The following is a 23,729-nucleotide window of genomic DNA, read 5'->3' as shown; positions in this document are numbered from 1 at the left end:
GCACGCTGGTGTCATGACCAACGACAGCGCACCCGTCGGCCTGCTCACCGGCAAGGTCGTGCTCATCACCGGCGCCAGCCGCGGCATCGGGGAGGCCGCGGCCCGCCTCTTCGCCCACGAGGGCGCCTCCGTCGTGCTGGCCGCGCGCGGCGTCGACGCCCTCGAGCGAATCGCCACCGAGATCCGCGCGGACGGCGGCGTCGCCGAGGCCGTGGCGATGGACCTCGCCGATCGCGCGAGCATCCGCGCGGCCGTCGACCGCGTCGAGGAGCTGCACGGACGGCTCGACGGCGCGTTCAACAACGGCGCGACGATCCAGCGGCCCGGTCCGCTCGACACGACCAGCGACGAGGACGTCGAGGAGCAGTTCGCGGTGAACTTCCGGGCGCACTGGACCGCGATGACGGCCGAGGCCGCGCTGATGCGCCGCGGCGGCGGCGGCGGCGGAGCGATCGTCAACACGTCGAGCATCGGCAGTCGACGCGCGAACCCGGAGCTGCCCGCGTACGGCGCCATGAAGCGCGCGCTGAACAGCATCACCGAGTCGGCGGCGGTGACCTGGGGCCGTCAGGGCATCCGGGTCAACGGCATCACACCGGGCGGCACCGCGACGGAGATGATCGCCCAGTGGGAGGCGGCGACACCCGGCCTGGTCGAGCGCATCACCCCGACGATCCCGCTCGGGCGGATGGCGCAGCCCCGCGAGGTCGCCGAGGTGGCGGCGTGGCTGCTCAGCGACCGGGCGTCCATGGTGACCGGCGCGATCGTGCCGGTCGACGGCGGCGCGGGCGCCTGACCGGGTCGTCAGGTCCGGTCGTAGACGGTGACCGGGATGTCGTGGCTGGTGAGTTCGCTGACGACGAGTGGTTCGACGCGGTCCCAGCGGCCGCCGGCCAGGCCGGTGCCGATGCGGGGCAGGTGGACGCCGGCGGTGAGGCGGGCGGCGTGCGCGGCGAGCCCGCGCAGGCACTGGCGGACCGCGTCGTACCGGATGGGAGGCCCGGAGCTGCGGCTGGTCTTGAGGCCGTGCTGGCCGACCATGTTCGCCACCCAGAGGTCGGGCGCGACCTGGACGAGCCGGGTCGCGCCGAGCGCGAAGTCGTTGTGCGCCCGCTCGCGGTGCCAGCGGCGGTAGGCGGCTTCCGGCTCCGGCCAGCGCTTGGAGATCGCCAGGACGAAGCCCTTGCCCCACCCGCCCCGGTTGTTGCAGAGGTGGGCGATGATCTTGGGGCCTTTGGCCTGAGGGCTGGTCGCGTCGCCGGTCAGGTAGCGGATGCCCGTCATGGTCGGGACGATATCCGGGCGCACCGACAACGCCCCGACGGTTTTTCCCGCCGGCGTCGGGCGCATCCCCCGTCCAGGCGGCCCTCCGGCCGCTCTCAGGCGTGTCCGCCGGTCGCTCCCGGTGGCCGTGCCATGCTGGGAGCGGCAACGCATCCGGGGGTGGGCATGGCGTCGAAGCGCAGGGGCGGTGTCGCTCCGTACGTGGCGCTGCTGGTGGCCGTGATCATCTTCGTGCCCGCGGTCCGCGAGGTCGTCGCCGACCTGCTGGGGCCGTTGGTCGACCTGCTCAGGGACGCCAACCCGTTCGGCGGGTGACCGTCGCGGCGTCGGTGGCGCTGGGCCGTGGTGCCGGGCACGCGTTCGCCATGATCCGTTCCCAGTTGACCGAAATAGTTGCGGCCAATGGAGACGAACTATTTCACGCGTGATGTGACGCCCGTTACTTGACCTGCCCGATGTGCAGCGGTTTAACTGCGGGTCGCGATTCGCCTACCGGCCGGTAGGCGATCTTCGCGCTACCGATACGAGGCGGGCGCGCCCCATTCCCCGTTGTGTCCGACATTGTTGTCGTGATCGACATCGGGGTGCCGCCTGCCGCAATCCGGGGAGTCCGGCATGTCCCTGCCCCATCGCCATGAACGCGTCCGACACCGGCTTGCGCGCCGCGGCCGAGCCCGCATACTGCTACCGATCGTGGCCTGCGTCGCGACGGCGGCGCTGGTCGTGCCGTCCGGTCCGACCAGCGCCGCCGAGCAGCCGGTCGCGGGCGGAGGTGGCACCGTGCAGTCCTTCTGGCTGCACATGAACTCCACGCCCGTCTCCGACGAGGTGCTGGCCACCGAGGCGCGCCGACGCGCCTACATCGTGCTGAACGCCTGGGAAGGCGCGCTGATCCCCAAGCTGAAGGCGGCGAACCCGGCCGTCCAGGTGTTCGTCTACAAGGACTTGTCGTCGACGCGCTCGTACGCGTGCCGTGACGGGGTGGACGACGCGCAGTTGCCGACGGGCGTCGGGTATTGCCAGGCGGAAAAGGACCACCCCGAGTGGTTCCTGCTCGACCCGGGCGGTCGCCGGTTCGAGTACAGCGGCTATTCCGGCCACTGGCAGATGGATGTCGGCAACACCGCCTATCAAGACGCGTGGGCCACGAATGTGATCAATAGCAGCACCGCGTCCGGATTCGACGGCGTGTTCATGGACAACGCGTTGTTCCCCTGCGACGCCTACCACGACGGCGTGTGCCCGGCGAAGTACCCGACCGACGCGGCGTTGCAGGACGCGTACAAGTCGATGTTGGCGAACACCCGTGACGACTTCGTCGCCGCCGGGTTGAAGACGGTCGCGAACCTGTCCAACGCCCGGCTGCACGCGGGCGCCTGGGACGCCTACACCGAGCACCTCGACGGCGGTTTCGACGAGTGGTGGCTGGCGTTCGGCGACACCAACCTGCTCTCGGAGTACCCCGAGGGGTGGAGCAGGCAGGTCGCCGAGATCGCCTCGAACGAGGCCCGCGGCAAGATCACCTGGGTGCAGCCGCACCACACCGAGGGCGCGGACCGGGCGTACCGGTTCGCCCTGGCCAGCTACCTCATGGCCGCGGGCGACCTGGCCGCGATCGCGAGCATCGACCAGACCGACGGCTACGGCGACGCCTCGCCGTGGCGCGTCGAGTACGACTGGGACCTCGGCACGCCGTCCGGGGCCTACCGGTCCGTCGGCACGAACGTCTTCGTCCGCGACTTCACGTGCGGCACGGTCGTGGTCAACGCCAACAGCACAGACAGCCGCTCCGTCACGGTGCCCCTGGACGGCGGGCACGTCACCGAACGCGGCACGTCGGTCACCGAGGTCTCGCTGGCCGGCACGTCCGGCGCCGTCCTGCGCAAGGCCTGCTGACCGGATCGGCGGGGTGATCCGTCAGCTGGCGGGTCGAGCGGCGGGCGCCACCCCGGCGCACCGGGTCACCCCGACCGTTCGGGTCACCGGGCGAGAAGGTCATGGCGGACCCGTGCGCGCGGGCGTGGCGATCGGCGCCGCACTTCGGCGCAACCGACGATCGCCACGCCCGCCAGCAGCGGGAGGACCATGGCCCCCTCGACCGCCAGCGCGCACGTGAGCGCGATCCACAGCAGCAGTCTCATGAGGGAGAGGTTAGGGAGACGCCGGTCACACTCGCACCTGATTTGGGCAAGACTTGAGGTAAAGCCGCCCGTTCGTGCAGCCACCGCTCCCGGTCACGACGAGGCGACGAACCGACCGAACTGATCGTTTTGTCGGACCCCCTCGCTAACCTCCGCGCCACACCGTCGTGAACGACTCGCAGGAGGAACCGTGGGCTGGCTCGATGCCCAATCCGAAGAAGGGCACGCGTCCGGGTACCAGGTGCGGCTGGGGGAGAACGGACGCGTCCAGTGCCGCAACGGCAAGGGCAAGCTGCTGTCCTCGGTGCCCGCCTCGCTCAAGGACGACCCGAGGGTCGTCCAGCTGCGCCAGCTCGCCGAGTGGCTGTCCCGGCACCGCGCCGAGTGCCTGTCCACCGTGGACGGGTGGATGGTGCGCTCGCTGCCGGTGCCGGCGGCGCTGATCGCCGAGGTCTGGGCCGACGCCGCGTGGGCCGAGGCGTTGCGCGACCTCGTGGTCACGGCCGACGACGGCAGCGGCACGGAGACCGGGTTCCTGCGCGACGCCGACCCCGAGCGCGGGCTCGGCGTGGTCACCCTCGACGGCGACACGCGACGGCTGAAGCCCGAGGTGGTGGGCATACCGCACCCGGTGCTGCTGGAGGACTTGGAGGAGCTGCGCGAGTTCGGCGCGGAACTCGGCGTCGAGCAGCAGGTGCAGCAGCTGTTCCGGCAGACGCACGCCCGACCGGCCGGGTTGGCGGGCAAGACGTCGGTCGACGACTTCTCCGGCGGCCGGTTCGAGCAGCTCAACCACGCGCTGGGCCGGTGCCGCACGCTCGGCTACCCGGTGCGCGGCGGCGACGCGGTCTACTCCGCGTTCGAGGACGGCCGGGTCGTGGAGGCCCGCTACTGGCTCGGCTCGGACTACCCCGAGGGCGAGACGTGGACCGGCGAGCTGCACTGGGCGCTGGAGGACGGAACCACCCTGCCGCTCGCCGACGTCGGACCGGTCGCGTGGTCCGAGGGGATGCGCATGGCGGCGGCGATCCACGCCGGTCGCGTCGTGGAGGAAGCGGTGGTGGCCCAGTGAGCGCCCTGAGCCCGAAGGCCCTGATCTCGGCCGGCGCGGTGCTGCCCGGCACCGACGACGTCGGCGAGGACCGCGACACCATCACCGCCCGCCACTACGCCCACGAAGGCCTCGACGGCCGCGTCGTGGTGCGGCTGGTGCCCGCCGTCCTCGGCCGCGCCGAAGACCTGACCTGCGAGTACCTCGGGTTCGACGCGCCCGCCCGGGTCGCCGACGTCGGCACCGGCAAGCGCGTCGCGCTCGGCTTCCCCGCCTGGGCCCTGGTGCACGACCCGGCCAACGGCCACCACGCGCTCAACCTGGTCAAGGACGTCGAACGGCTGGCCCGCACGGCCAAGTCGCGCGCCGGCGCGGCGAAGGACGGGTTCACCGCGCTGGGCGCCATGCTCGGCCGGTCGGCGCCGCACTTCCTGCCCACGTTCTACGAGCAGGCCGGGCGGATCTTCCTCCAGCACGGCAACACCAGCTACGCGGCGAGCATGTTCGGCAAGGCCCGCGAGGCGGAGGAGGTGCACGACCTGGCGGTCGACCCCGAGCGCACGCGCGAGGTGTTCCTGGAGTTCGCGTTCGCCGGCGCGTTGACCGCCAAGGCGTTGTCCGCGCACGCCAAGGGCCTGGCCCGCAAGCACGACCCGGACGCGGCCTACGAGCTGTTCTTCACGCTGTGCGTGGAGCGCACGCGGGGCGGCCTGCCGCCGTACACGGGGATGCCGGAGGACCTGCGGCGGCTGGCCAAGGCCGCCAAGCGCGACCTCGTCGCCGAGGACCAGCGGCTGCTGCGCGCGATCCTGGACGGTTCCGCGATCAGCCGCGCGGGCGGCGCGTTCTGGAAGTCCTACCGGGCCTCGCTGGTGGCGTTGGCCACGGACGACGCGGAGGTGCGCGGCCGGCTGCTGTCGTTCGTGCCCGACTCCGCGACCGTGCTCGACCTGTGGCTGGACATCCTGACCTCCTGCGGCGCGACCCGCGCGCTGATCGGACCGGACGAGGTCGAGGCGAATCCGGCCGAGTGGCTGTCGTCGGTCCTGGCGGTCCGCTCGTCGGGGTGGCGCGCCACCGGGCGGTCGGTGAAGCTGCTGGAGCTCCTCGAGGCGATGGCGGGCCGGCTCGTGGCCGACGGCGTGCCGGTCCGCGCGCTGCGGTACTACCGCCAGGGCGACCTCGACGTGCTGGACCTGCTGGTGTCGCACGACGTCCCGATCGCACCCGGCAGCCAGACCGACGTGCAGCTGGACGTCACCGGGTGGCTGGCCGACGACGAGCCCGGCCGCCGCGACCTCGCCGCGCTGGCCGCGTCCGAGCGGTTCGGCGGCGCGCTCGGCCACGGGCTCGTCGCACACGCCCGATCGCACGTCCGCTCGGACGTCGTCGCCCTGGACGTGCTCACGGCCGCGATGGCGGTGCCTGGTCTGCGCAGCGCGCTGGCCGCGTGGATCAGCGGGCGGGTCGAGCGCGTCGCCGTCACCGGCCTGCCCGACCTCCGCGCCCACCTCGACACGCTGGCCGTCGTGCGGCTGCCCGAGGCGTACGTGGACGTGCCCGAGGCGGCCGAGTCGCTCGCCGGGACCGACGTGGCCGCCGCCCTGCACCGGACGTTGCGCGGAGGCGTGCTGGACGAGCTGGGGTGGCCCGCCCTGGAGGAGGCCGTCGCGCGCCTGGCCGCGGCCGGGATGCCCAAGGACAGCGGCGTGGTGGTGTGCGGCGAGGGGTGGCCCGCGCTCGTGCTGCGCCGCGGCGAGACCTTCGTCGTGGTCGGCCCGGAGGGCGTGCTCGCCGAGCACGTCTCCCGCATCCCGGCCGACGCCCGGCACCGCTGGGGGTTCGCGCCGGCCGCGTCGTGGTTCGACGGCGTGCTGCTCGTGCGCTGGCAGGGCCCGGACGGCGAGCTGGCGTACTGGAGCGACGCGCCGGACCACGTCTTCGCGATGGGCGAGGGCCGGAGCTACCACCGCAACGACCCGGCCAGGGCGTCCATCGCGCTGCCCGGCGGCGGCCGGTTCGCCGGTGGGCGGGTCGCGCACCCCGGCGACACGGTCGTGTCGACGCTGTCGGAGGCGCACGGCGACGGCACCACCCTGTGGACCGGCTCCTACTACGACCGCGGGTGGCGCTGGTTCGAGGTCGACCCGGCCACCGGCCAGCGCGGTCGGGCGAGCATGCCCCGGTTCATCGAGGACTTCGCCGCCGACGGCACGTCGCTCGAACTCGCCGAGTGCGACTTGAGGCCCGCCGTCCCCGCGACGGAGGGCAGCCCGCTCGGCGCGGCCGACGGCCTGCACGGGTGGCGCGTGCGCCGCGAGGCGGACGGTTCGTACGTCGGCGAGGGCGTGGACGGCCGCCGCGTCCGGGTGGTCGGCGGCGCCCGCCCGAAGGGCGTCCTGCGGTTGCCCGGCGGCGCGGAGCTCACGTTGGCGACGGGCAACCAGGCCATGGCGGTGCTCGACGCCGAGGGCGTCAGGCTGGCGACGGTGTCGGAAGCCGCGCAGCACCCGGTGTACGCGACCGGCACGCCGTTCGTGCCGCCGTTGGACTGGTGGCACCTGCTGCGGCCGCGCGACGAGGCCGGTTCCGCCGCGCTGCGCGGCGTGAGCAGGGAAGCCGTGGACCGGATGCTCGCCGCCGCGCGCGAGGAAGGGCCGGACAGGCGCACGGTCCGCGAGCGGCTGACGGCACTGGTCGAGGGCGAACGCGGCGGGCTCGCCGGTGTCGTCGCCGCCGAGCTGCCCGGCCTCACGCACCCCGCGCTGATCTCCGGCGTGGTCGACCTGGTCCGCGGCGCGGCCGAGGTGGAGCGCTCCTACCGGCGCTACGGCGAGATCGCCGAGGCGGCCCGCGCGGTCGACCCGGTCCTCGCGCCCACCGGGCCCGTCGTGTCCGAGGACGAGGTCAACGCCGCGCTCCACTGGTTCGGCGGCTACCGCTCCTACAACTCGCGCGGCCTGGTGCCGACCGGGCTGCCCGCGTTGACCGCCGCGCTCGCCGAGGCGGTCGCGCGGCCCGAGGCACGCGCCCTGCCGGTGTCGAACGCGGCCCGCTGGTTCGACGCCCTGCCGCACCTGGCCGCGCTGGCGCACCGCGCCGCGTCACCGCTCACCCCGGACGACCAGCGGGCCGCGCTGGCGCTCGTGCTGCGGTGCGTCGCGGACGCCGGACTGGCCGACGGCGCCGGGCACTGGCGGACCCTCGGCGTGGTCGTGGACAAGGGCCAGGCCGCGGTGAAGGACCGGGTCGTGCCGGTGCGCGACGGGTTCATCGCCCTGTTCGAGACCCAGTGGCGCAACGGTCCGGGCAGCCGGTTCGACGGCCTGCAGTTCAGCCGCACGCCCGGTGCGTTCGACCTGCCGAAGGACTGGCACGTCGAGTCGGCCGCGGAGGTGCGCACGTCGTTCGGGCCCGAGCGGGTGGCCCGGTTCCTCGACGTGCTCGCCGAGCGCGGTCCCGCGCCGTGGTTCCCCGAGGCGGTGCCCGCGCTGATGGAGCTCACCGGCCTGGGCACGGCCGAGGCGACGTACCTGCTGGCCGGGCTGCCCGGCGTCGGCCGGTGGGACGCGAACTTCCTGTCCACCGCCGAGCGACGCCTGCTCAACCTGTCCACGGGCGCCGCGAAGGTGGCCAAGGACCGGTTCCACCGGCTGCACGACGGCCTGCGGCTCGAACTGGTCGCCGCCGCCGTGCCCGCCGACCCGGCCGCCCTGTGGACGAGCGGCCCGGACGTGGCCGCGGTCGCCGAGGTGTGGACCGCCGCGCACGGGCGGCGGACGCCGGTGCCCGACGACGTGCTCGTCGACGCGGCGAAGCTGCTGAACCTGCGGGACGTCGGCGAGTACGTGGCCGGCGTGGTCAACCCGGACCTCACGACGTGGCTCACCGTGGACGCCGAGCTGACGTTCACCGGTGACGGGCTGGAGGCCCGCCGGCCGGAGGGGTTCGACCGCGCGGCGCTGTGGTCGGTGCCGCAGGTGCTGGCGTGGCTGGCGCACCGGCTCCCGGCCGGCTCGCCGCTGCGCGCCCGGCTGCCGGAGGCGTTGGCGCTGGCCCGGCAGCGGGTCGCGCACCAGGGCTTCGCCATCGACCTCGGCCGGTGGGTCTCGCTGGACCGGCTGTGCGCGTTGCTCGGCGTCGACGTGCCCACCGAGGCGGGCCTCTACCAGTACCAGGGCTGGCTGGAGCTGGTACCCGCGGGCGAGGAGTACTGCCGGCTCGCGGCCAGGCCCGGTCTCGTCGGACCGGCCGAGCGGGACCTGTTCGTCGCGGTCGCGGAACTGGCCGGCGGGCAGGACGCGCTGCGGGTGCTGGACCGGCTGGCCGACGACCGGCTCACCGCCCTGTGCGCGGTCCCGACGCCCGAGGGCGTCGACCCGGCCGCCTACCACCAGGACCCGATGGTGTCCGTGCCCGCGCTGGTGGCGGAGGTCGCCACGCGGTTCGGGCTGACCGAGGACGCGGCGGCGCTGTACCTGCAACTGCTCGCCCTGCCCGACCCGACCGACGCGAACGTGGCCCGGTGGACCGGCTGGAAACCCGCCCGGCTGCGCAAGGCGCGCGCCGCGCTCGCCGAGACCGACCTGGTGCTCACCGCGAAGCGGGCCAGGGCCGGGCGTTCGCTGTTCCTGCCCGGCGGGTGGCTGGCCCTGGCCGCGCCGCACCTGCCGCTGGAGCGGTGGAAGACCCCGATGTTCGAGTACGCCCAGGGTCAACCCGGCGTCATCGTGCCGCTGGAACCCGTCGCCGACCTGTTCGCCCGCGCCTGGCAACGGGTGCTCGACGGCGACGCACCCGCCTACGAAGAGCTCAAGACCGGAGGACGCAGGTGACCGCACCCAGGCAGGTCGAACCCGCCGAGGACGCCTTCCGCGAGGAGTTGGCGTTCCTCGCGGCCTACGACAGCGGACCCCGTCCGCCGGGGTGGCGGCTCACCCCGCGCGCCGTCGTGACGTTCGTGATGGGCAGCGGCGACCCACTGGCGCTGCCCAAGGGCGTGTCGGTGGACGGCGTGCCGAACCGGCTGGTCATCGGCACCAAGTTCGTCGGCGAACGGGCGCTGGTCGAACGGGCCGTGGTGACGCTGGCGGGCGAGCGCGGCCTGCTGCTGGTCGGCGAACCCGGCACGGCCAAGTCGATGCTGTCCGAACTGCTGGCCGCCGCCGTGTCCGGCAGCAGCCAGCTCGTCGTGCAGGGCACCGCGGGCACCACCGAGGACCAGTTGCGCTACGGCTGGAACTACGCGCTGCTGCTCGCCGAAGGGCCGAGCCCTCGCGCGCTGGTGCCGTCACCGGTGCTCGCCGCGATGCGCGGCGGTGGCGTGGTGCGCGTCGAAGAAGTCACCCGGTGCCTGCCGGAGGTGCAGGACGCGCTGGTGTCGATCCTGTCCGACCGGCGCATCGCGGTGCCCGAGCTGTCCGGCACGGACGGCGCGACCGTGCACGCCGCGCCCGGCTTCACGGTGATCGCCACGGCGAACCTCCGCGACCGCGGCGTGTCGGAGATGTCGGCGGCGTTGAAGCGGCGGTTCAACTTCGAGAACGTCGGGCCCATCGGCGACCTCTCGGCCGAGACGGCGCTGGTGCGCCGTCAGGCCACGGCCGCGCTGGAACGGGTGAGCGCGCCGTTCGCCGTGGACGACGTGGTGCTGGAGGTGCTGGTCACCGCGTTCCGCGACCTGCGCAACGGCGTGTCGGAGGAGGGTTGGGCGGTCGAGCGGCCGTCCACGGTGATGAGCACGGCGGAGGCGGTGTCGGTCGCCACGTCGTTGGGGCTGGCCGGCGCGTACTTCCCCGGCGACCGCGATCCGCTGTCGTTGCTGCCCGGCCACCTGCTCGGTGTGGTCCGCAAGGACGACCCGAGCGACGCGGCCCGGCTGCTCGGCTACTGGGACGGCGCGGTGCGGCGGCGGGCCGAGTCCGGCGCGCGCACGTGGCGACGGCTGTGGGAGCTCCGTGACGTCCTCGATGCGTGAGCTGGCCGACCACCGGCACCCTTACCTGATCGGGGTGCGGCACCACTCGCCCGCGTTGGCGGCGGTGGTGCCCGCCCTGCTGGAGGCGTTCGCGCCCGAGGTGCTGCTGGTCGAACTGCCGGAGGAGCTGGGGGAGTGGCTGCCGCACCTGGCCGATCCCGACCTCGTCGCGCCGGTCGCGCTGTCCGGCGCCTCGCCGGACGGCGGCCTGGCGTTCTACCCGTTCGCGGACTTCTCCCCGGAGCTGGCCGCGATCCGCTGGGCGCACCGCAACGGCGTGGAGGTCCGGCCGTGCGACCTGCCGCTCGCGCTGCGCGGTGACGGGCACCGGCCGCAGGAGCGTGGCCCGTCGCCGCTGACCGATGCGTTGCGCGGTGCGACGACCGGCCGTGACGGCGACGACCTGTGGGACCGGCTGGTGGAGGCCGCCGCGCCCGGCCAGACGCCGGAGGCGGTGCGGCGGGCGGCGTTGCTGGTCGGCTGGGCGTTGCGCGAGGACGCGGCGGCCACCGGCGTGGACCCGTACGACCTGCGCCGGGAGGCGTGGATGCGGCGGGCCGTGCAAGGCGTGGACGGACGGCGGTGCGCGGCGGTGATCGGGTCGTTCCACGCGGCGGCGTTGCTGGACGGGCCGGTGGACACCTCGGTCCCGGTCGCCGGCGACGTGGTCACGTCGTTGGTGCCGTACGGGTTCGCGTTGCTGGACGAGCGTTCGGGCTACCCCGCGGGCATTCGCGATCCCGAGTGGCAGCAGGCCGTGCTGGAGGCGGCGGGTGATCCGGAGGCGGTGGAGGCCGCCGCCGCGTCGCTGATCGTGCGGATCTGCGCGCGGGTGCGGGAGCTCGGCCACCCGGCCGGTCCCGCCGAGGCGCGCGAGGCGTTGCGGCTGGCGGTCGACCTGGCCCGGCTGCGCGGCCTGCCCGCGCCCGGTCGCGGTGAGCTGGTGGAGGCGGTGCAGACCGTGCTGACCCACGCCGAGCCGCTGGGGCGGGGACGGGTCGTGGCCCGGGCCGCCGGTGACGTGCTGGTGGGGCACCGGACCGGGGTGCTCGCGCCCGGCACGCCCCGGTCGGGTCTGGCGCCGGCCGTGGAGGCGCTGGTCGCGTCGCTGCGGCTGCCCGGTCCGGACTCGCGCGAGGCGGTGTCGTTGCGGCTGGACCCGTTGAGGTCGGACCTGGACGCGCGGCGCGAGGTGGCGTTGCGGCGGCTGGCCGTGCTCGGCGTGACCTACGGCGAGGAGACCGAGACCACCGGCGTCGGCGGCGGTGAAGCCCTGACCACCCGGTGGACGGTGGCGTGGACCCCGGCGACCGCGGCGACGTTGCCGGTGGCCGGGTTGTGGGGCGCGACGTTGGAGTTGGCCGCGTTCGGGCGGTTGCGGGCCCGTCGCGCCGAACGCGAACAACGCGGCGGGCACACACCTGCCGCCGTGTTGGGCGACCTCCTCGACGCGGCGCTGTGCGGGTTGCCCGGGATGGTCGACACCCTGCTGGCCGACGCGGCGACCGTGCTGCCGTCGTCGGCGACGTTGCGGGAGCTGTTGGCGGGGCTGGACCTGCTCGACCGGTTGCGCGCCGGTCACGTGCCCGGGACGCCCGGCGACGTCCTGGACGCGCACCCGTTGCTGGCGCTGGAACTGGAGACGGCGGCCGTGGCCCAGCTCGAAGGGCTCGCCGGGTCGGAGGACGTCGCCGACGCGCGGGCGTTGGTGGAGCTGGGTCAGCGGCCGGGGGTGCACGGGCTGCGGCTCGAAGCGTGCCTGCGGGCGTTGGCCGACTCGGCGACGCCGCTGATCGCCGGTGCGGCCGGTGCGGCCCGGGTCCTGCTCGGTCTGGTGCCCGCGTCGGTGTTGGGTGAGCGGGTCGCGTCCTGGGTGGACGGTGCGAGCACGCCGGAGCGCAGGGGTGTGCTGCGGCTGGGGCTCACCGGGGTGCTCGCGGCGGCCGGGCCGTTGTTGGAGACGCCGGACGCGCTGTCGCCGTTGCTGGACCGGGTGGAGGGGTTGGGGGACCGGGACTTCCTCGACCGGCTGCCCGCCCTGCGAGGGGCGTTCACGTCGGTCGGGCCGGCCGCGCGGGCCCGGGTGCTGGCGGTGGTGGAGGAGCGGACCGGTGAACGGGTCGACGCGGTCGGCGCGCCTGATCCGGAACTGCTGGCGGTGTGGTTGGACGCCGAGCACGCGGCCGTGGACGCCTTGCGGGCGCACGGTTTGCTGCCCGACCGGGGTCGACCGGCCCACGCCTCGGCGGGCGGAGCGGTCGACTCGGCAGCCGGGACTGGAACGCCGGCGGGTGGTGGCGGCCGTGCGGCCGGTGCGCCCGGGTCCCCGATCGGCGCGGCCGGCCTGGCTGAGTCGACCCCCGAGGTGTCCGGCGGTGCTTCGGCGAGCAAGGTGGCCGGCGGTGAATTGGCGACCGCAGTGACAAATGGCGGGGTGTCGGCGACCGCAGTGACAAGCGGCGGGGCGTCGGCTGAGCTGTCCCACGCCGGCGAGCTGCCCGCCGGGGTCCGGTGGCGGTTGGTGCTCGGGTCGAACGGCGAACGGCCGGCGGGTGCGGGCAGGTACGCGGCCGCGTTGGACGAGCTGTACGGGCGTGACCGGGGCGAGGGGGCGGCGCGCGGCGAACTCGGCGCCGACCGCGCCAGCCCGTTCCCCGACGTGCGCGAGTGGTCGGAGGAGTTGCGCGACCTGTTCGGCGAGCACGTCCGCGAAGAAGTCCTGGCGGCGGCGGCGGAAGGTGGGCGGTTGGAAGCGGCGCTGGAGATCGACCCCGGCTCCGTGCGGCCGTCGGTCGACCTGCTGCGCAACGTGCTGTCGTTGGCGGGCGGGTTGTCGGAGTCGGCGCTGGCGCGGCTGCGGCCGTTGGTGGCAAGGCTCGTGCGCGAGCTGACCGAGCAACTCGCCAACCGCGTGCGGCCCGCGTTGACCGGGATCCAGCTGCCGACGCCGACCCGTCGGCCCGGCGGCCGGCTGGACCTGCCGCGCACCCTGCGCGCCAACCTCGCGACCGCGCGCCGCGGGGCCGACGGCCGCGTGGTGGTCGTGCCGGAACACCCGGTGTTCCGCACCCGCGGGCGCAAGGCGAACGACTGGCGGCTGGTGCTGGTGGTGGACGTGTCCGGCTCGATGGAGGCCTCCACGGTGTGGTCGGCGCTGACCGCCTCCGTCTTCGCCGGGGTGTCCGCGCTGTCGACGCACTTCCTGGCGTTCTCAACCGAGGTCGTCGACCTGACCGACCGGGTGGCCGACCCGTTGTCGTTGCTGCTGGAGGTGCGGGTGGGCGGCGGCACGCACATCGCGGGCGCGTTGCGCCACGCCCGTTCCCTCGTGACCGTGCCGGAGAGGACGATGGTGGTACTGGTCAGCGATTTCGAGGAGGGCGGTCCGGTCGGGCCGCTCGTCGCGCAGGTCCGGGAGCTGGTCACCTCGGGGGTGACGGTGCTCGGCTGCGCGAGCCTCGACGACCGCGGCGTCGCCCGCTACTCCACGTCGGTGGCGGGCGCGCTGGTCGCGGCGGGCATGCCGGTCGCCGCGCTCAGCCCGCGTGAGCTGGCCCGCTGGGTGGGGGAGAAGGTGCGCGGATGAGCGTGCCCCCGGTGTTCCCGGCGGTGGTGGCCGACGTGCTCGACGCCCTGCCGCCCCGCCTGCGCAAGCGGGTCGACGCGTCGCTCGGGCGCGTGGCCGAGTGGACGGTGACCGCGGACGCCGACACGGCCCGTGCCGAGCTGGACGCCGAGACCGCGCTCACCTGGACGTTGCGCCAAGGCGTCCTCACGACGGCCGACGACCTGGTGTGCAGCTGCCTGCTCGCGCCGAAGTGCCTGCACCGGGGCGTCGCCGTGGCCGCGGCCGAGGTCGCCGCGGGCGTCGACGAGCCGGCCGAGGTCGCGGAAGGCGTCCAGGTGCCGGCCGAGGTCCCCGACGAGCCCGTTCCCGACACGACGTCCGACGACGAACGTGCGGCGGCGAGCGCGCTCTGGGCGGCGTGCGGGACGGTGCTCCGCGCCGGGGCCACGGGCAGCGGTGCCGTGGTCCGCGCCGAACTGCTGCGCGCCGTCCACGTCGCCCGCGTCGCGGGCCTGCACCGCGCCGCCGCGAACGGCCTGCGCATCGCCTCCGCGCTGGCCGCCGCACGCGCCGGCGACTCGTCGTTCGACCGCGAGGCGCTGACCGCCGAACTGGTCGAGCTGATGCTGCTCTGCCACGACCTGCGCACGGGCACCGGCCACGCGGCCGAGCTGCGCGGCACCGCCCGGCGCGAGTACCGCCCGATCGGCTCCCTGCGCCTGTACGGCCTGTGCACCGAGGTGGTCGTCGCCGCGTCCGGCTACGCCGGGGTGGTCACGCACCTGGTGGACGACGGCGGCGTGCTGTGGACCGTGCCGGCGATCATGCCGGGCGGCGCGGAACGGGTCGCCGCCGCCGCGAGCGGACCGGTGGCGATCGGCGAGTCCGGCCTCAGCCAGCGCCAACTGGGCCGTGCGGGCCTGCTGCTCTCCGGCGGCACGGCGTCGGCCGACCACCGGCTCGGCGCGGGCAAGGCCGTCCGCGCGGTGGCCGCGTCCGCCGCGTCCTGGGACGAGCCGCCGTTGGCCGGCCTGTGGGCGCAACCGCTGCCGGACCAGGTGACCCGCGCGTTCCAGGCCCACGCCAGACCCGAGTCCCACCGACCGGCCGGCGCGGACCTGCTGTTCGTGGCCGGAACCGTGCTCGGCGCGGCCGGCGACGCGCTGCGGCTTGGCACCGACGAGGCCCACGTCGACCTCGTCGGAGACGGCGACCGGGCGCGCGAGAACCTGCGGGTCCTCGCGAACGCGCCCGGCCTCCGGCTCCGCGCCGTGGCACGCCTGCTGCCCGACCGCCCCGGCACGGCCGTCGCGTTGGCCGTCACCGGGGACCTCGACCTGCCCGCGGACCTGCGCCACCACGTCGACCTCGGCCTGGACCGGCTCCAGCGCTCCCACGTCGCCGGCGACGGCACCCGCGAACTCCCGGCACGGCCGGAGCCCGCCGAACGCGTGCCGCGTCCCGCGCGCCCGCTGGAGAACGTGCTGCACCGCATCGCGCTCGGTGGACGTGCCGTGGCGGCCGTCGCCTCGGCCGGGCGCGAGGTGACCGCCCTGACCCGCAACGGCCTCACCACCACCGCCGATCTGCTGGCCGGCCTGGCCGACGCCTCGCGCGACCGCGGCCGGGACGCGTTCGGCCGGGTGGTCCGCGACGAGGGCGACGACTTCCCGATGGCCTGGCTGCGCGCCGGCCTGCACGTCCGCGAGTTCACCCGGGCCGCCGCCCGGCGCGCCTGGCTGACCGAGGTGGGGTCGAAATGAGGTGACCTGACCAGTCGATCATCCTTATCCTGCGGCGATGTCGAAGCCATCCACCGGCCCGCTGTGCACGCGGGAGTCGATCGGCACCCAGCTCCGGGCGGCCGGCCTGCGCCGGGGTGGCACCGTCCTCGTGCACTCCTCGCTGAGTTCCCTCGGCTGGGTCTGCGGCGGTGGCACCACCGTGGTGTCGGCGCTGCTCGACGTGCTCGGCGAGGCCGGGACGCTGGTGACGCCCGCGCAGTCCGCCGACAACTCCGACCCGGCCGGCTGGCGGAACCCGCCCGTGCCCGAGTCGTGGTGGCCCGAGATCCGGGCGTCGATGCCGCCCTACGACCCGCGCACGACACCCTCGACGGGCGTCGGCGTGATCCCCGAGGCCGTGCGGAACCGGCCGGGAGCGGTCCGCAGCGCCCACCCGCAGACCTCGTTCGCCGCCATCGGCGCCCGGGCGGCCGAGGTCGTGGCCGAGCACGCCCTCGACAGCCGGCTCGGCGAACGCAGCCCGCTCGCGCGGTTGGAGGCGATGGACGCGCGGGTCCTGCTCCTGGGCGTCGGCTTCGACTCCTGCACGGCCTTCCACCTGGCCGAGTACCGGCTGCCGACACCGCCGGAGGCCGACAACTCGTTCGCGATCAGCACCCCGCACGGCCGCTCCTGGACGACCGTGCGCGACGTCGTCCTCGACGACGGCGACTTCGCGGAGCTGGGCGCGGCCTTCGCCGCCGCCCACCCGGTCGGGCTCGGCCGGGTGGGCGGCGCCGTCACCAGGCTGTTCCCGCTGGCGGACGCCGTCGCTCACGCCGAGGTCTGGCTGGCCGCGCGCCGTGGGCGAAATGACGTTGAGGACGCGGCGGCGCCGTGACTAGTGTGCTCGGGGTGACCAGCCCCGAGTCGGACAGAGCGGAGCCGCCGATCGCCGGCGGCGAGCCGTCCGACCGGTGAACGACCGGTCCTGATCGCGATCGCCCGTCGGCGGTCGGCACGCGCACGCACCTGACCGCGCACGCCGACCTCGGAGTCGATCCCCTTGCCTGTGTTCGTCTACGTCCTCGGCCTTGCCGTGTTCGCGCAAGGCACCTCGGAATTCATGCTGTCCGGCCTCGTCCCGGGCATCGCCGCCGACCTGTCCGTCCCGGTGGGCGCGGCGGCGAGCCTCACCTCCGCCTACGCCATCGGGATGATCATCGGCGCGCCGGTGATGGCCGCGCTGAGCGCGCGGTGGCCACGTCGTCGCGCGTTGGCGGGTTTCCTGGCCGCGTTCGTCGTCGTGCACGTGCTCGGCGCGGTCACGACGGACTTCGCCGTCCTCTTCGGAACCCGGATCGTCGCCGCGATCGTGAACGCCGGGTTCCTCGCCGTCGCGATGTCCGTCGCGACCGCGCTCGTGCGCCCGACCGAGCACGGCCGGGCGACCGCCGTCCTGTTGTCGGGCATCACGTTGTCGTGCGTGGCGGGCGTGCCGGCGGGCGCCCTGCTGGGCGACTGGGCCGGGTGGCGCTCGGCGTTCTGGGCGGTCGCCGCGCTGTGCCTGCCCGCGTTGGCGTTCGTGTTCCGGTCCGCGCCCGCCGATGCGGCCGATCGTCGTGACGTGTCGGTGCGGGAGGAAGCCGGGGCGTTGAGGTCACGGCGGTTGCAGCGCGCACTGGTGCTCGCGGTGCTCGTCAACGGGGCCACGTTCGCGACCTTCGCGTACCTCGCCGTCATCGCCACCGACGTCGCCGGCCTGCCTGCCGGCGCGGTCCCCGTGCTGCTGGCGGCGTTCGGCGTCGGCGCGTTCACCGGGGTGACGGTGGCCGGCCGGCTCGGTGACGTGCGGCTCTGGCCGGCGTTGTGCGCCCTGCCGGTCGGGTGGGCGGCGCTGGCCGTGACCGGCGCCCACCCGGCGGCGCTGCACGCCTTGGCGGTGGTGCAGGGCGCGTTGTCGTTCGGCGTCGGATCGGCGCTGGTCGGGCGCGTGATGCGGATCGCGTCCGACGCGCCCTCGCTCAGCGGAGCGTTCGCCACCGTCGCGTTGAACGTCGGCGCGTTCCTGGGTCCGCTGTCGGCCGCCGTCGCGACCCGGACCGCCGCCGACTACCGCGCCGCGCCGTGGGTCAGCGCGGTCCTGGCCGCCGGCGCCATCGTCGTCATCGGTGTCCGTAGGCGAGGTTCGTCCCGCCCGCCGCGCGTTCCGCGGTGATCACGGTGTCGCCGACGAGCAACGCGCGGTCGTCCACCAACGGCGTGCCGTCCTCGCCCCGGCTGAGCCGGCTGCTCAACAGGGCCGGCGAACCGGGCTCGCGCCGGAGCACCCGGGCCTGCTCGGCCGTCAGCGCCACCGCCTGGATCGTCTCGCTGGCCTGCCGCACCGGCCGCCCCGACTCCTCGAGGAGCCGGTACAGCGACTGGTGGCGCAGGGTCTCCACGTCGACGGACCCGGCCGGCAGGTAGGACGTCTGGAGCAACAGCGGGACGGACACGCCGGGGGAGGGTCGGGTGCTGCGCAGCCTCTCGACCGCCAGCACCCGACCCTCCTCGACGCCCAACCGCGCGCCCACGTCACCGGGTGGCACGACGAGCCGGGCGTCCAGCACCTCGGTCTCCAGCTCGATGCCCTGGTCGACGAGGTCCTGCGCCAGGCTCCGCAACCCGGTGAGGCCGTAGGCGAACGCGGGCCGCCGCACGAACGTGCCGACACCGTGCCGCGTCTCCAGCAGCCCGTCCGCCTCCAACGCCTGGATGGCCTGCCGCACCGTCATCAACGAGACGTCGAACTCCTCGCCCAACTCCCGTTGCGCGGGCAGCGGCGCGTCCGCCGGGTACCGCCCGTCCGCGATCCGGTCGGCCAGCACCCGGTAGATCGCCAGGTACTTGGGCACGCGCGTGCCGTACTCGCGGCCCGTGCGCCGCCCGTCGTCCACCGGTGGGAACCCCCGACTCTCAACCTCCGACGGAGGATAGCGCCCGGCGGAACGCGGCCACCTCGTCCACGACCTCGGCGACGGGCGCGCCGTCGACGAGCATCCGCATCAGCACCGAGCCGATCACGACACCGTCGGCGTCCGCGCAGGCCTCCGCCGCGTGCTCGACCGTCGAGATGCCGAACCCGGTCACCACGGGCAGGTCGGTCATCCCCTTCAACCGCCGTGCGGTCTCCCGGGCCGTGGTGGCGAGGTCGGTGCGCTCACCGGTGATCCGCATCGAGCTCATGCAGTACACGAACCCGGACGACGCCCGCGCGATCTCACGGCACCGGTCGTCGTCGCACGAGGGCGCGGCCAGCAGCACCGCCGCCACCCCGGCCTCCGCCGCACGTGCCCGGTACTCCGCCGACTCCTCCAGCGGCAGGTCCGGCACGATCACGCCCCGGACGCCCGCCGACGCCAGGTGGTCGAGGAACCCTCCCACGCCGCGGTCGGGCGTCGTGGTCATCGCCACGTTCGCGTAGGTCATGACGACCAGCGGCACGTCGAGGTCGAGCCCGGCCAGCTCCTCCACCAACGGCCTGGGCCGTCCACCGCGGCCCGCGGCGAGCGCGGCGGCCCGCTGCACCGTCGGCCCGTCGAGCATCGGGTCGGAGAACGGCAGGCCGATCTCGATCGCGTCCGCGCCCGCCTCCGCCGCGCCCCGCACCAGGTCGAGCCAGTCCGGCACGACGCCCGCCATCACGTACGGGATCAGCAGCGGCTCACGGGCGTCCCGCAGACGCCGTTCCAACACGCTCATCGCAGGTGCTCCCTGATCTGCTGGAGGTCCTTGTCGCCACGGCCGGACAACGTGACCAGCACCGTCGACCCGGCCGCCAGCTCACCGGTCGCGGCCGCGTCCACCACCCACGCCAGGGCGTGCGCCGATTCCAGCGCCGGGAGGATCCCCTCGGTCCTGGTCACCAGCTTCAACGCCCGCAGGGCCTGCTCGTCGGTCACGCTCGTGTAGTGCGCCCGCCCGGCCTCCGCGAGGTGCACGTGCTCCGGCCCGACGCCCGGGTAGTCCAGGCCGGCCGAGATCGACTCCGCTTCGAGCACCTGGCTGTCGTCGTCTTGCAGGAAGTGCGACATGAACCCGTGCAGCACGCCGAGCTTGCCCTTCTCGACCGCGCTGCCGCCCGCCGCCTCCACGCCCACCAACCGGACCGGGGTGTCCACGAACCCGGCGAACGTCCCCGCCGCGTTCGACCCGCCACCCACGCACGCCACCACCACGTCGGGCAAAGCCTTCGGCAGCCGCTCGGCGCACTGGGCGCGTGCCTCGTCGCCGATGACGCGCTGGAACTCCCGCACCATCCACGGGTACGGGTGCGGCCCCATCGTGGAGCCGACGCAGTAGTGCGCGTCCTCGGTCTCGTTCACCCAGGCGCGCAACGCGCCGTTGGTCGCCTCCTTCAACGTCCCGACACCGTTCGCCGACGTCACCGGCACGACCTCCGCGCCGAGCAGCTCCATCCGGAAGACGTTCACCGCCTGCCGCCGGACGTCGGTGTGTCCCATGTAGACGGTGCAACCCAGTCCCAGCAACGCGGCGGCGGTGGCCGTGGCCACGCCGTGCTGCCCGGCCCCGGTCTCCGCGATCAGCTTCCGCTTGCCCATCCGGCGGGCCAGCAACGCCTGGCCGAGCACGTTGTTGATCTTGTGTGACCCGGTGTGCGCCAGGTCCTCCCGCTTCAGCAGGACCCGCACGCCCAACGCGTCGGACAACCGCGCGCACTCCGTCAACGGCGTCGGTCGACCCACGTACGTCGCGAGCAGCCGCCGGTACTCCGCCGTGAACGCGGCATCCGACCACGCCTCCCGGAACGCCGCCTCCACCGCCTTCGCGGCGGGTATGAGCGCCTCCGGCAGGTAGCGCCCGCCGAACCTCCCGAACCGACCGGCCGCGTCGGGTGCACCCATCCCGCCGGCCCTGACCACCTCGTGAACTGACACTTCTAGAACTCTAGAACTCTCCTCGCGCCCTGGCAAGTGACTGCGGTTCGTCGTCGGAAGGTCGCTCTCCGTGGTGTTCCGCAGTTCGCTCAGGAGAGTTTCCGCTGCTCTCGAAAAGCGCTGGACTTGACCTTCGCTATTCGCGCCTTCGTTGACATATTCACGCGTTCGGTGAAGTCGAAGATCGCTCGCGACGGTCGGAATTCTCGATCGCCAGGAATGTTCCGCGATTCCCCCGGTCTCGTGAATCGCGCAGCTCGGACGGTTGCGCGGCCACCAGGTCGGCGCTAACCTCCGAACCAGGGGAGAATGACGACCGGGTGGGTCGAGTCGTCGCCCGGAGCGTTTCCGGGTCGCGCTCGCGTCTATTCGCGTTACGTCCGCGATTGTTTTCAGGGGTGGGTCCATGCGCATTGTCGCGTTCGCGTTCGTGTTCATTGTGGTCGCCGCCGTGCCCGCCGCGGCCGAGCCCCGGGACGACCGGTTGGCGCGTGCGCTGTCCGGCTCGGTGAGCACCTCGGCCGCGCTGGCCACGCTCGCCGAGTTCGACGCCGCCGCCAAGCGCCACGGCGGCAACCGGGCCGCGGGCACCCCGGGGTTCGAGCGATCGCGGGAGCACGTCGAGCGCGTGCTGCGGCGCGCCGGGTACCGCGTGACGAGCCAGCCGGTGCCCTACACCGGGTTCACGGCCGACGTCGAGGTCTTCACCGCGCCCGACGGCACTCGGGTCCGTGCGCTGATGGGCCAGTTCACCCCGTCCGGCCAGGTCACGGGCTCGCTCGCGGCGGCGACGGGTGACGGCTGCCAGGCCGCGCACTACCCCGCCGGCACCGCGATCGCGGTCGCGCCCACCGGTGGCTGCCCGACGGTCGACAAGGCGGTGGCCGCGCGGGCCGCGGGCGTGCGGGCGGTGCTGTTCTACGACGTGTCGCCCGCCGTGGACGCCGTGCTGCGCCGCCGCGTGCCGGGCGCCCCGCTGCCGGTGGCGTTCATCAGCGAGCGCTCGGCCCGGTCGTTGACGCCCGGCACGGCGTCGCTCGACCTGCGCGGCCACTCCTACGACGACGTCACGGTGAACGTGTTCGCCGAGACCTCCGGCGGCCGGGCGGACAGCGTCGTCATGGCAGGCGCGCACCTCGACAGCGCGGTCGACGGGCCGGGCGTCAACGACAACGGCACGAGCGTCGCGGCGCTGCTGGAGACCGCGGTCCGCCTCGCGCCGCACCAGGCCCGGGTGGTCAACAAGGTGCGCTTCGCGTTCTGGGGCGCCGAGGAGTGGCTCAACGTCGGCTCGATCCACTACGTGAACACCCTCTCGCCGCAGGAGCTGGCCGCGATCAGCCTGTACCTGAACTGGGAGCTGATCGCGTCGCCCAACTACGTGCACTTCGTCGTCGACGGCGACGACAGCGACCACCCGGACACCGGCTCGCCGCCGGGGCCGGCCGGGTCCGGCGTGGTCGAAGCCGTGCTGTCGCAGGGGTACCGCGTGCGGGACGTGCCGTTCCGCACCGCCGACCTCAACGACATCCGATCCGACCAGGAGCCGTTCGCCGCGGTGGGCGTGCCGGTCGGCGGCGCGTTCGGCGGGGTGCGCGGCATCAAGACCCCGGAGGAGGCCGCGGTGTTCGGCGGCACGGCGGGGATGACGTACGACCCGTGCTACCACCAGCCCTGCGACGACCTGTCGAGCGTCCACGTCGGAGCGCTGGGCGAGTCGATGCGGGCGATGGCGTGGGCCGTGGGGCGCTTCGCCGTGGTGGACGACGACGTGCGGCCCTGACAGGGAAGGGAGGTGCGCGCCATGTTCTACGTCCACTAGTAGTCGATGACCATCCGGTGGGGTGCGCCCGGGCGCACCCCACCACGGCCCGGGGGAGTTCCGTGCCCAGCACCTTCGACCCGCTGTCGGCCACGATGCTCGCCGACCCGCACACCGTCTACGCGCGGCTGCGCGACGAGGACCCCGTGCACCGGCACGACGGGCTCGGCGCCTGGGTGCTCACCCGGCACGACGACTGCACGCGCGTGCTCAAGGACACCGACTCGTTCGGTTCGGACCCCGCCGCGCTCGGCAGGCCGGTGCCCGAGTCGGTGCGCAACCTCCACGTGCTCGACCCGCCCGAGTCCACGCCCGTGCGCCACCTGTTCCTGGGCCTGCTGCGGTCGCGGGAGGCGTTGGTCGGGGAGTCCGCGCGGCGGTTGGCCGACGACCTCGTCGAGGACCTCGACGGCGTGGTGGACTTCGTGCACGACGTCGCCGAACCCCTTGCGCTGCAAGCGGTCGCGGACCTCTACGGCATCGGGTTCCCGGCCGACCACCAGCGCTACCGGGAGACCTCGCGCACGATGGTGCTCGGCATGGACTCCGGTCTCGACCCGACCCGGCTGGAGCCCGCCCTCGCCGCGCGCGGCGCCCTCAACGAGCTCATCACGGGCTGGCGCGGGGGCGCGGCGCCCGGTGGCGTGCTCGACGCCGTGCGGCCGGGCGACGACCGGGTGCTCGTCAACTCGTTGCGCGCGGTGTTCGACGCGGGCTACTCCACCACCGGCGACCTGATCGCCAACGCCCTGCACTGGTTGACCTCGCGGCGGTCGTGGACCGGCGCCGAACTGGCCTCCCTGGACGGTCGGGCGGTGGACGAGCTGATCCGCCTGGCCGGTCCCGTGCAGGCGGTGAGCAGGCACTGCAAGTCCGATGTGGACCTGCGCGGCCGGCGGTTGCGCCGGGGTGACGTCGTGGTCGTCGTGCTGGCGAGCGCGAACCGCGACCCCCTGGTGTTCCCCTCGCCCGACGAGGCGGACTTCACCCGCTCGCCCAACCCGCACCTGGGCCTCGGCCGCGGTGTGCACGCGTGCTTCGGCGGGCCGTTGGGCAGGCAGGTGCTGCTCACCCTGTTTCGCGCCCTGGCCCGGGTCGGTCGGCTCGACGCGGCCGGCGAGCCCGTGCGGCGGCCGACGGCGACCCAGCGCGGCCTCGACCACCTGCCGCTCCGGGTGGCCTGACCCGGCGCGGGCCGGCGGCCGCGGGCGATCCCGTCCGG

17 protein-coding genes are annotated in these 23,729 nt (G+C 74.4%); 12 read left to right on the top strand and 5 right to left on the bottom strand.

The features are described from left to right. Positions 1-13: 13 nt before the first annotated feature. Complete coding sequence (locus ABTZ99_RS25315) at positions 14-796, top strand: SDR family NAD(P)-dependent oxidoreductase (protein ID WP_499614519.1); 783 nt, start codon at positions 14-16, stop codon at positions 794-796. Positions 797-804: 8 nt separating this feature from the next. Here the strand turns inward: ABTZ99_RS25315 and ABTZ99_RS25310 are convergent, their stop codons facing one another. After that, entirely contained in the window at positions 805-1,284 is a 480-nt protein-coding gene (locus ABTZ99_RS25310; protein ID WP_499614516.1) for a macro domain-containing protein, read from the bottom strand. 165 nt (positions 1,285-1,449) lie between these two features. On the opposite strand from ABTZ99_RS25310, the gene ABTZ99_RS25305 reads away from it, so the two are divergent. Both ABTZ99_RS25305 and ABTZ99_RS25300 read left to right on the top strand, forming a co-directional pair. Beyond that, positions 1,450-1,599 carry a hypothetical protein gene (locus ABTZ99_RS25305; protein WP_498786172.1) on the top strand — a complete coding sequence of 50 codons (150 nt, stop codon included), beginning with the start codon at positions 1,450-1,452 and terminating at the stop codon, positions 1,597-1,599. 378 nt (positions 1,600-1,977) lie between these two features. After that, positions 1,978-3,180: a putative glycoside hydrolase family 15 protein gene (locus ABTZ99_RS25300; RefSeq protein WP_499614513.1), complete on the top strand. Its 1,203-nt coding sequence runs from the start codon at positions 1,978-1,980 to the stop codon at positions 3,178-3,180. Between the two features lie 83 nt (positions 3,181-3,263). On the opposite strand, the gene ABTZ99_RS25295 is transcribed toward ABTZ99_RS25300, so the two are convergent. Further along, entirely contained in the window at positions 3,264-3,425 is a 162-nt protein-coding gene (locus ABTZ99_RS25295; RefSeq protein WP_498786430.1) for a hypothetical protein, read from the bottom strand. Positions 3,426-3,615: 190 nt separating this feature from the next. Here ABTZ99_RS25295 and ABTZ99_RS25290 point away from each other — a divergent pair, with 190 nt between their 5' ends. The 7 genes from ABTZ99_RS25290 (at position 3,616) to ABTZ99_RS25260 (ending at position 17,963) form a co-directional block, all read left to right on the top strand. Beyond that, positions 3,616-4,497 carry a DUF4132 domain-containing protein gene (locus ABTZ99_RS25290; RefSeq protein WP_499614511.1) on the top strand — a complete coding sequence of 294 codons (882 nt, stop codon included), beginning with the start codon at positions 3,616-3,618 and terminating at the stop codon, positions 4,495-4,497. Beyond that, the gene (locus tag ABTZ99_RS25285; RefSeq protein ID WP_499614508.1) at positions 4,494-9,311 is read left to right on the top strand and encodes a hypothetical protein; all 4,818 of its coding nucleotides are present in this window, start codon (positions 4,494-4,496) and stop codon (positions 9,309-9,311) included. Before ABTZ99_RS25290 ends, ABTZ99_RS25285 begins: the two co-directional genes overlap by 4 nt. Then, positions 9,308-10,453 carry an ATP-binding protein gene (locus ABTZ99_RS25280; RefSeq protein WP_498786424.1) on the top strand — a complete coding sequence of 382 codons (1,146 nt, stop codon included), beginning with the start codon at positions 9,308-9,310 and terminating at the stop codon, positions 10,451-10,453. The genes ABTZ99_RS25285 and ABTZ99_RS25280 overlap by 4 nt, the downstream gene beginning before the upstream one ends. Continuing rightward, the gene (locus ABTZ99_RS25275) at positions 10,434-14,039 is read left to right on the top strand and encodes a DUF5682 family protein (RefSeq protein ID WP_499614505.1); all 3,606 of its coding nucleotides are present in this window, start codon (positions 10,434-10,436) and stop codon (positions 14,037-14,039) included. The genes ABTZ99_RS25280 and ABTZ99_RS25275 overlap by 20 nt, the downstream gene beginning before the upstream one ends. Next, a complete protein-coding gene (locus ABTZ99_RS25270; RefSeq protein ID WP_499614503.1) occupies positions 14,036-15,784 on the top strand; it encodes a hypothetical protein in 1,749 nt (582 codons plus the stop codon). The genes ABTZ99_RS25275 and ABTZ99_RS25270 overlap by 4 nt, the downstream gene beginning before the upstream one ends. Positions 15,785-15,821: 37 nt before the next feature. Then, on the top strand, positions 15,822-16,646 hold the full coding sequence (locus ABTZ99_RS25265) for an AAC(3) family N-acetyltransferase (protein ID WP_499614500.1): 825 nt from the start codon (positions 15,822-15,824) through the stop codon (positions 16,644-16,646). Between the two features lie 165 nt (positions 16,647-16,811). Then, on the top strand, positions 16,812-17,963 hold the full coding sequence (locus tag ABTZ99_RS25260) for a Cmx/CmrA family chloramphenicol efflux MFS transporter (RefSeq protein WP_499614498.1): 1,152 nt from the start codon (positions 16,812-16,814) through the stop codon (positions 17,961-17,963). On the opposite strand, the gene ABTZ99_RS25255 is transcribed toward ABTZ99_RS25260, so the two are convergent. The 3 genes from ABTZ99_RS25255 to trpB are packed head-to-tail and all read right to left on the bottom strand — an operon-like array spanning position 17,911 to position 20,652. Then, complete coding sequence (locus ABTZ99_RS25255; RefSeq protein ID WP_498786415.1) at positions 17,911-18,684, bottom strand: GntR family transcriptional regulator; 774 nt, start codon at positions 18,682-18,684, stop codon at positions 17,911-17,913. The genes ABTZ99_RS25260 and ABTZ99_RS25255 overlap by 53 nt on opposite strands. A 19-nt stretch (positions 18,685-18,703) precedes the next feature. Further along, positions 18,704-19,489: a tryptophan synthase subunit alpha gene (trpA, locus tag ABTZ99_RS25250; protein ID WP_499614496.1), complete on the bottom strand. Its 786-nt coding sequence runs from the start codon at positions 19,487-19,489 to the stop codon at positions 18,704-18,706. Continuing rightward, complete coding sequence (gene trpB, locus ABTZ99_RS25245; RefSeq protein WP_499614539.1) at positions 19,486-20,652, bottom strand: tryptophan synthase subunit beta; 1,167 nt, start codon at positions 20,650-20,652, stop codon at positions 19,486-19,488. The genes trpA and trpB overlap by 4 nt, the downstream gene beginning before the upstream one ends. A gap of 439 nt (positions 20,653-21,091) precedes the next feature. Here trpB and ABTZ99_RS25240 point away from each other — a divergent pair, with 439 nt between their 5' ends. Together ABTZ99_RS25240 and ABTZ99_RS25235 are read left to right on the top strand one after the other, a co-directional pair. After that, on the top strand, positions 21,092-22,468 hold the full coding sequence (locus ABTZ99_RS25240) for a M28 family peptidase (protein ID WP_499614493.1): 1,377 nt from the start codon (positions 21,092-21,094) through the stop codon (positions 22,466-22,468). 101 nt (positions 22,469-22,569) lie between these two features. Continuing rightward, positions 22,570-23,691, top strand: a complete 1,122-nt coding sequence (locus ABTZ99_RS25235; RefSeq protein ID WP_499614491.1) for a cytochrome P450 — start codon at positions 22,570-22,572, stop codon at positions 23,689-23,691. Positions 23,692-23,729 lie beyond the last annotated feature (38 nt).

Source organism: Actinosynnema sp. NPDC002837, assembly GCF_040295345.1.
Taxonomy (GTDB): Bacteria; Actinomycetota; Actinomycetes; order Mycobacteriales; family Pseudonocardiaceae; genus Actinosynnema.
This window is presented reverse-complemented; position numbering and strand designations above follow the sequence as displayed.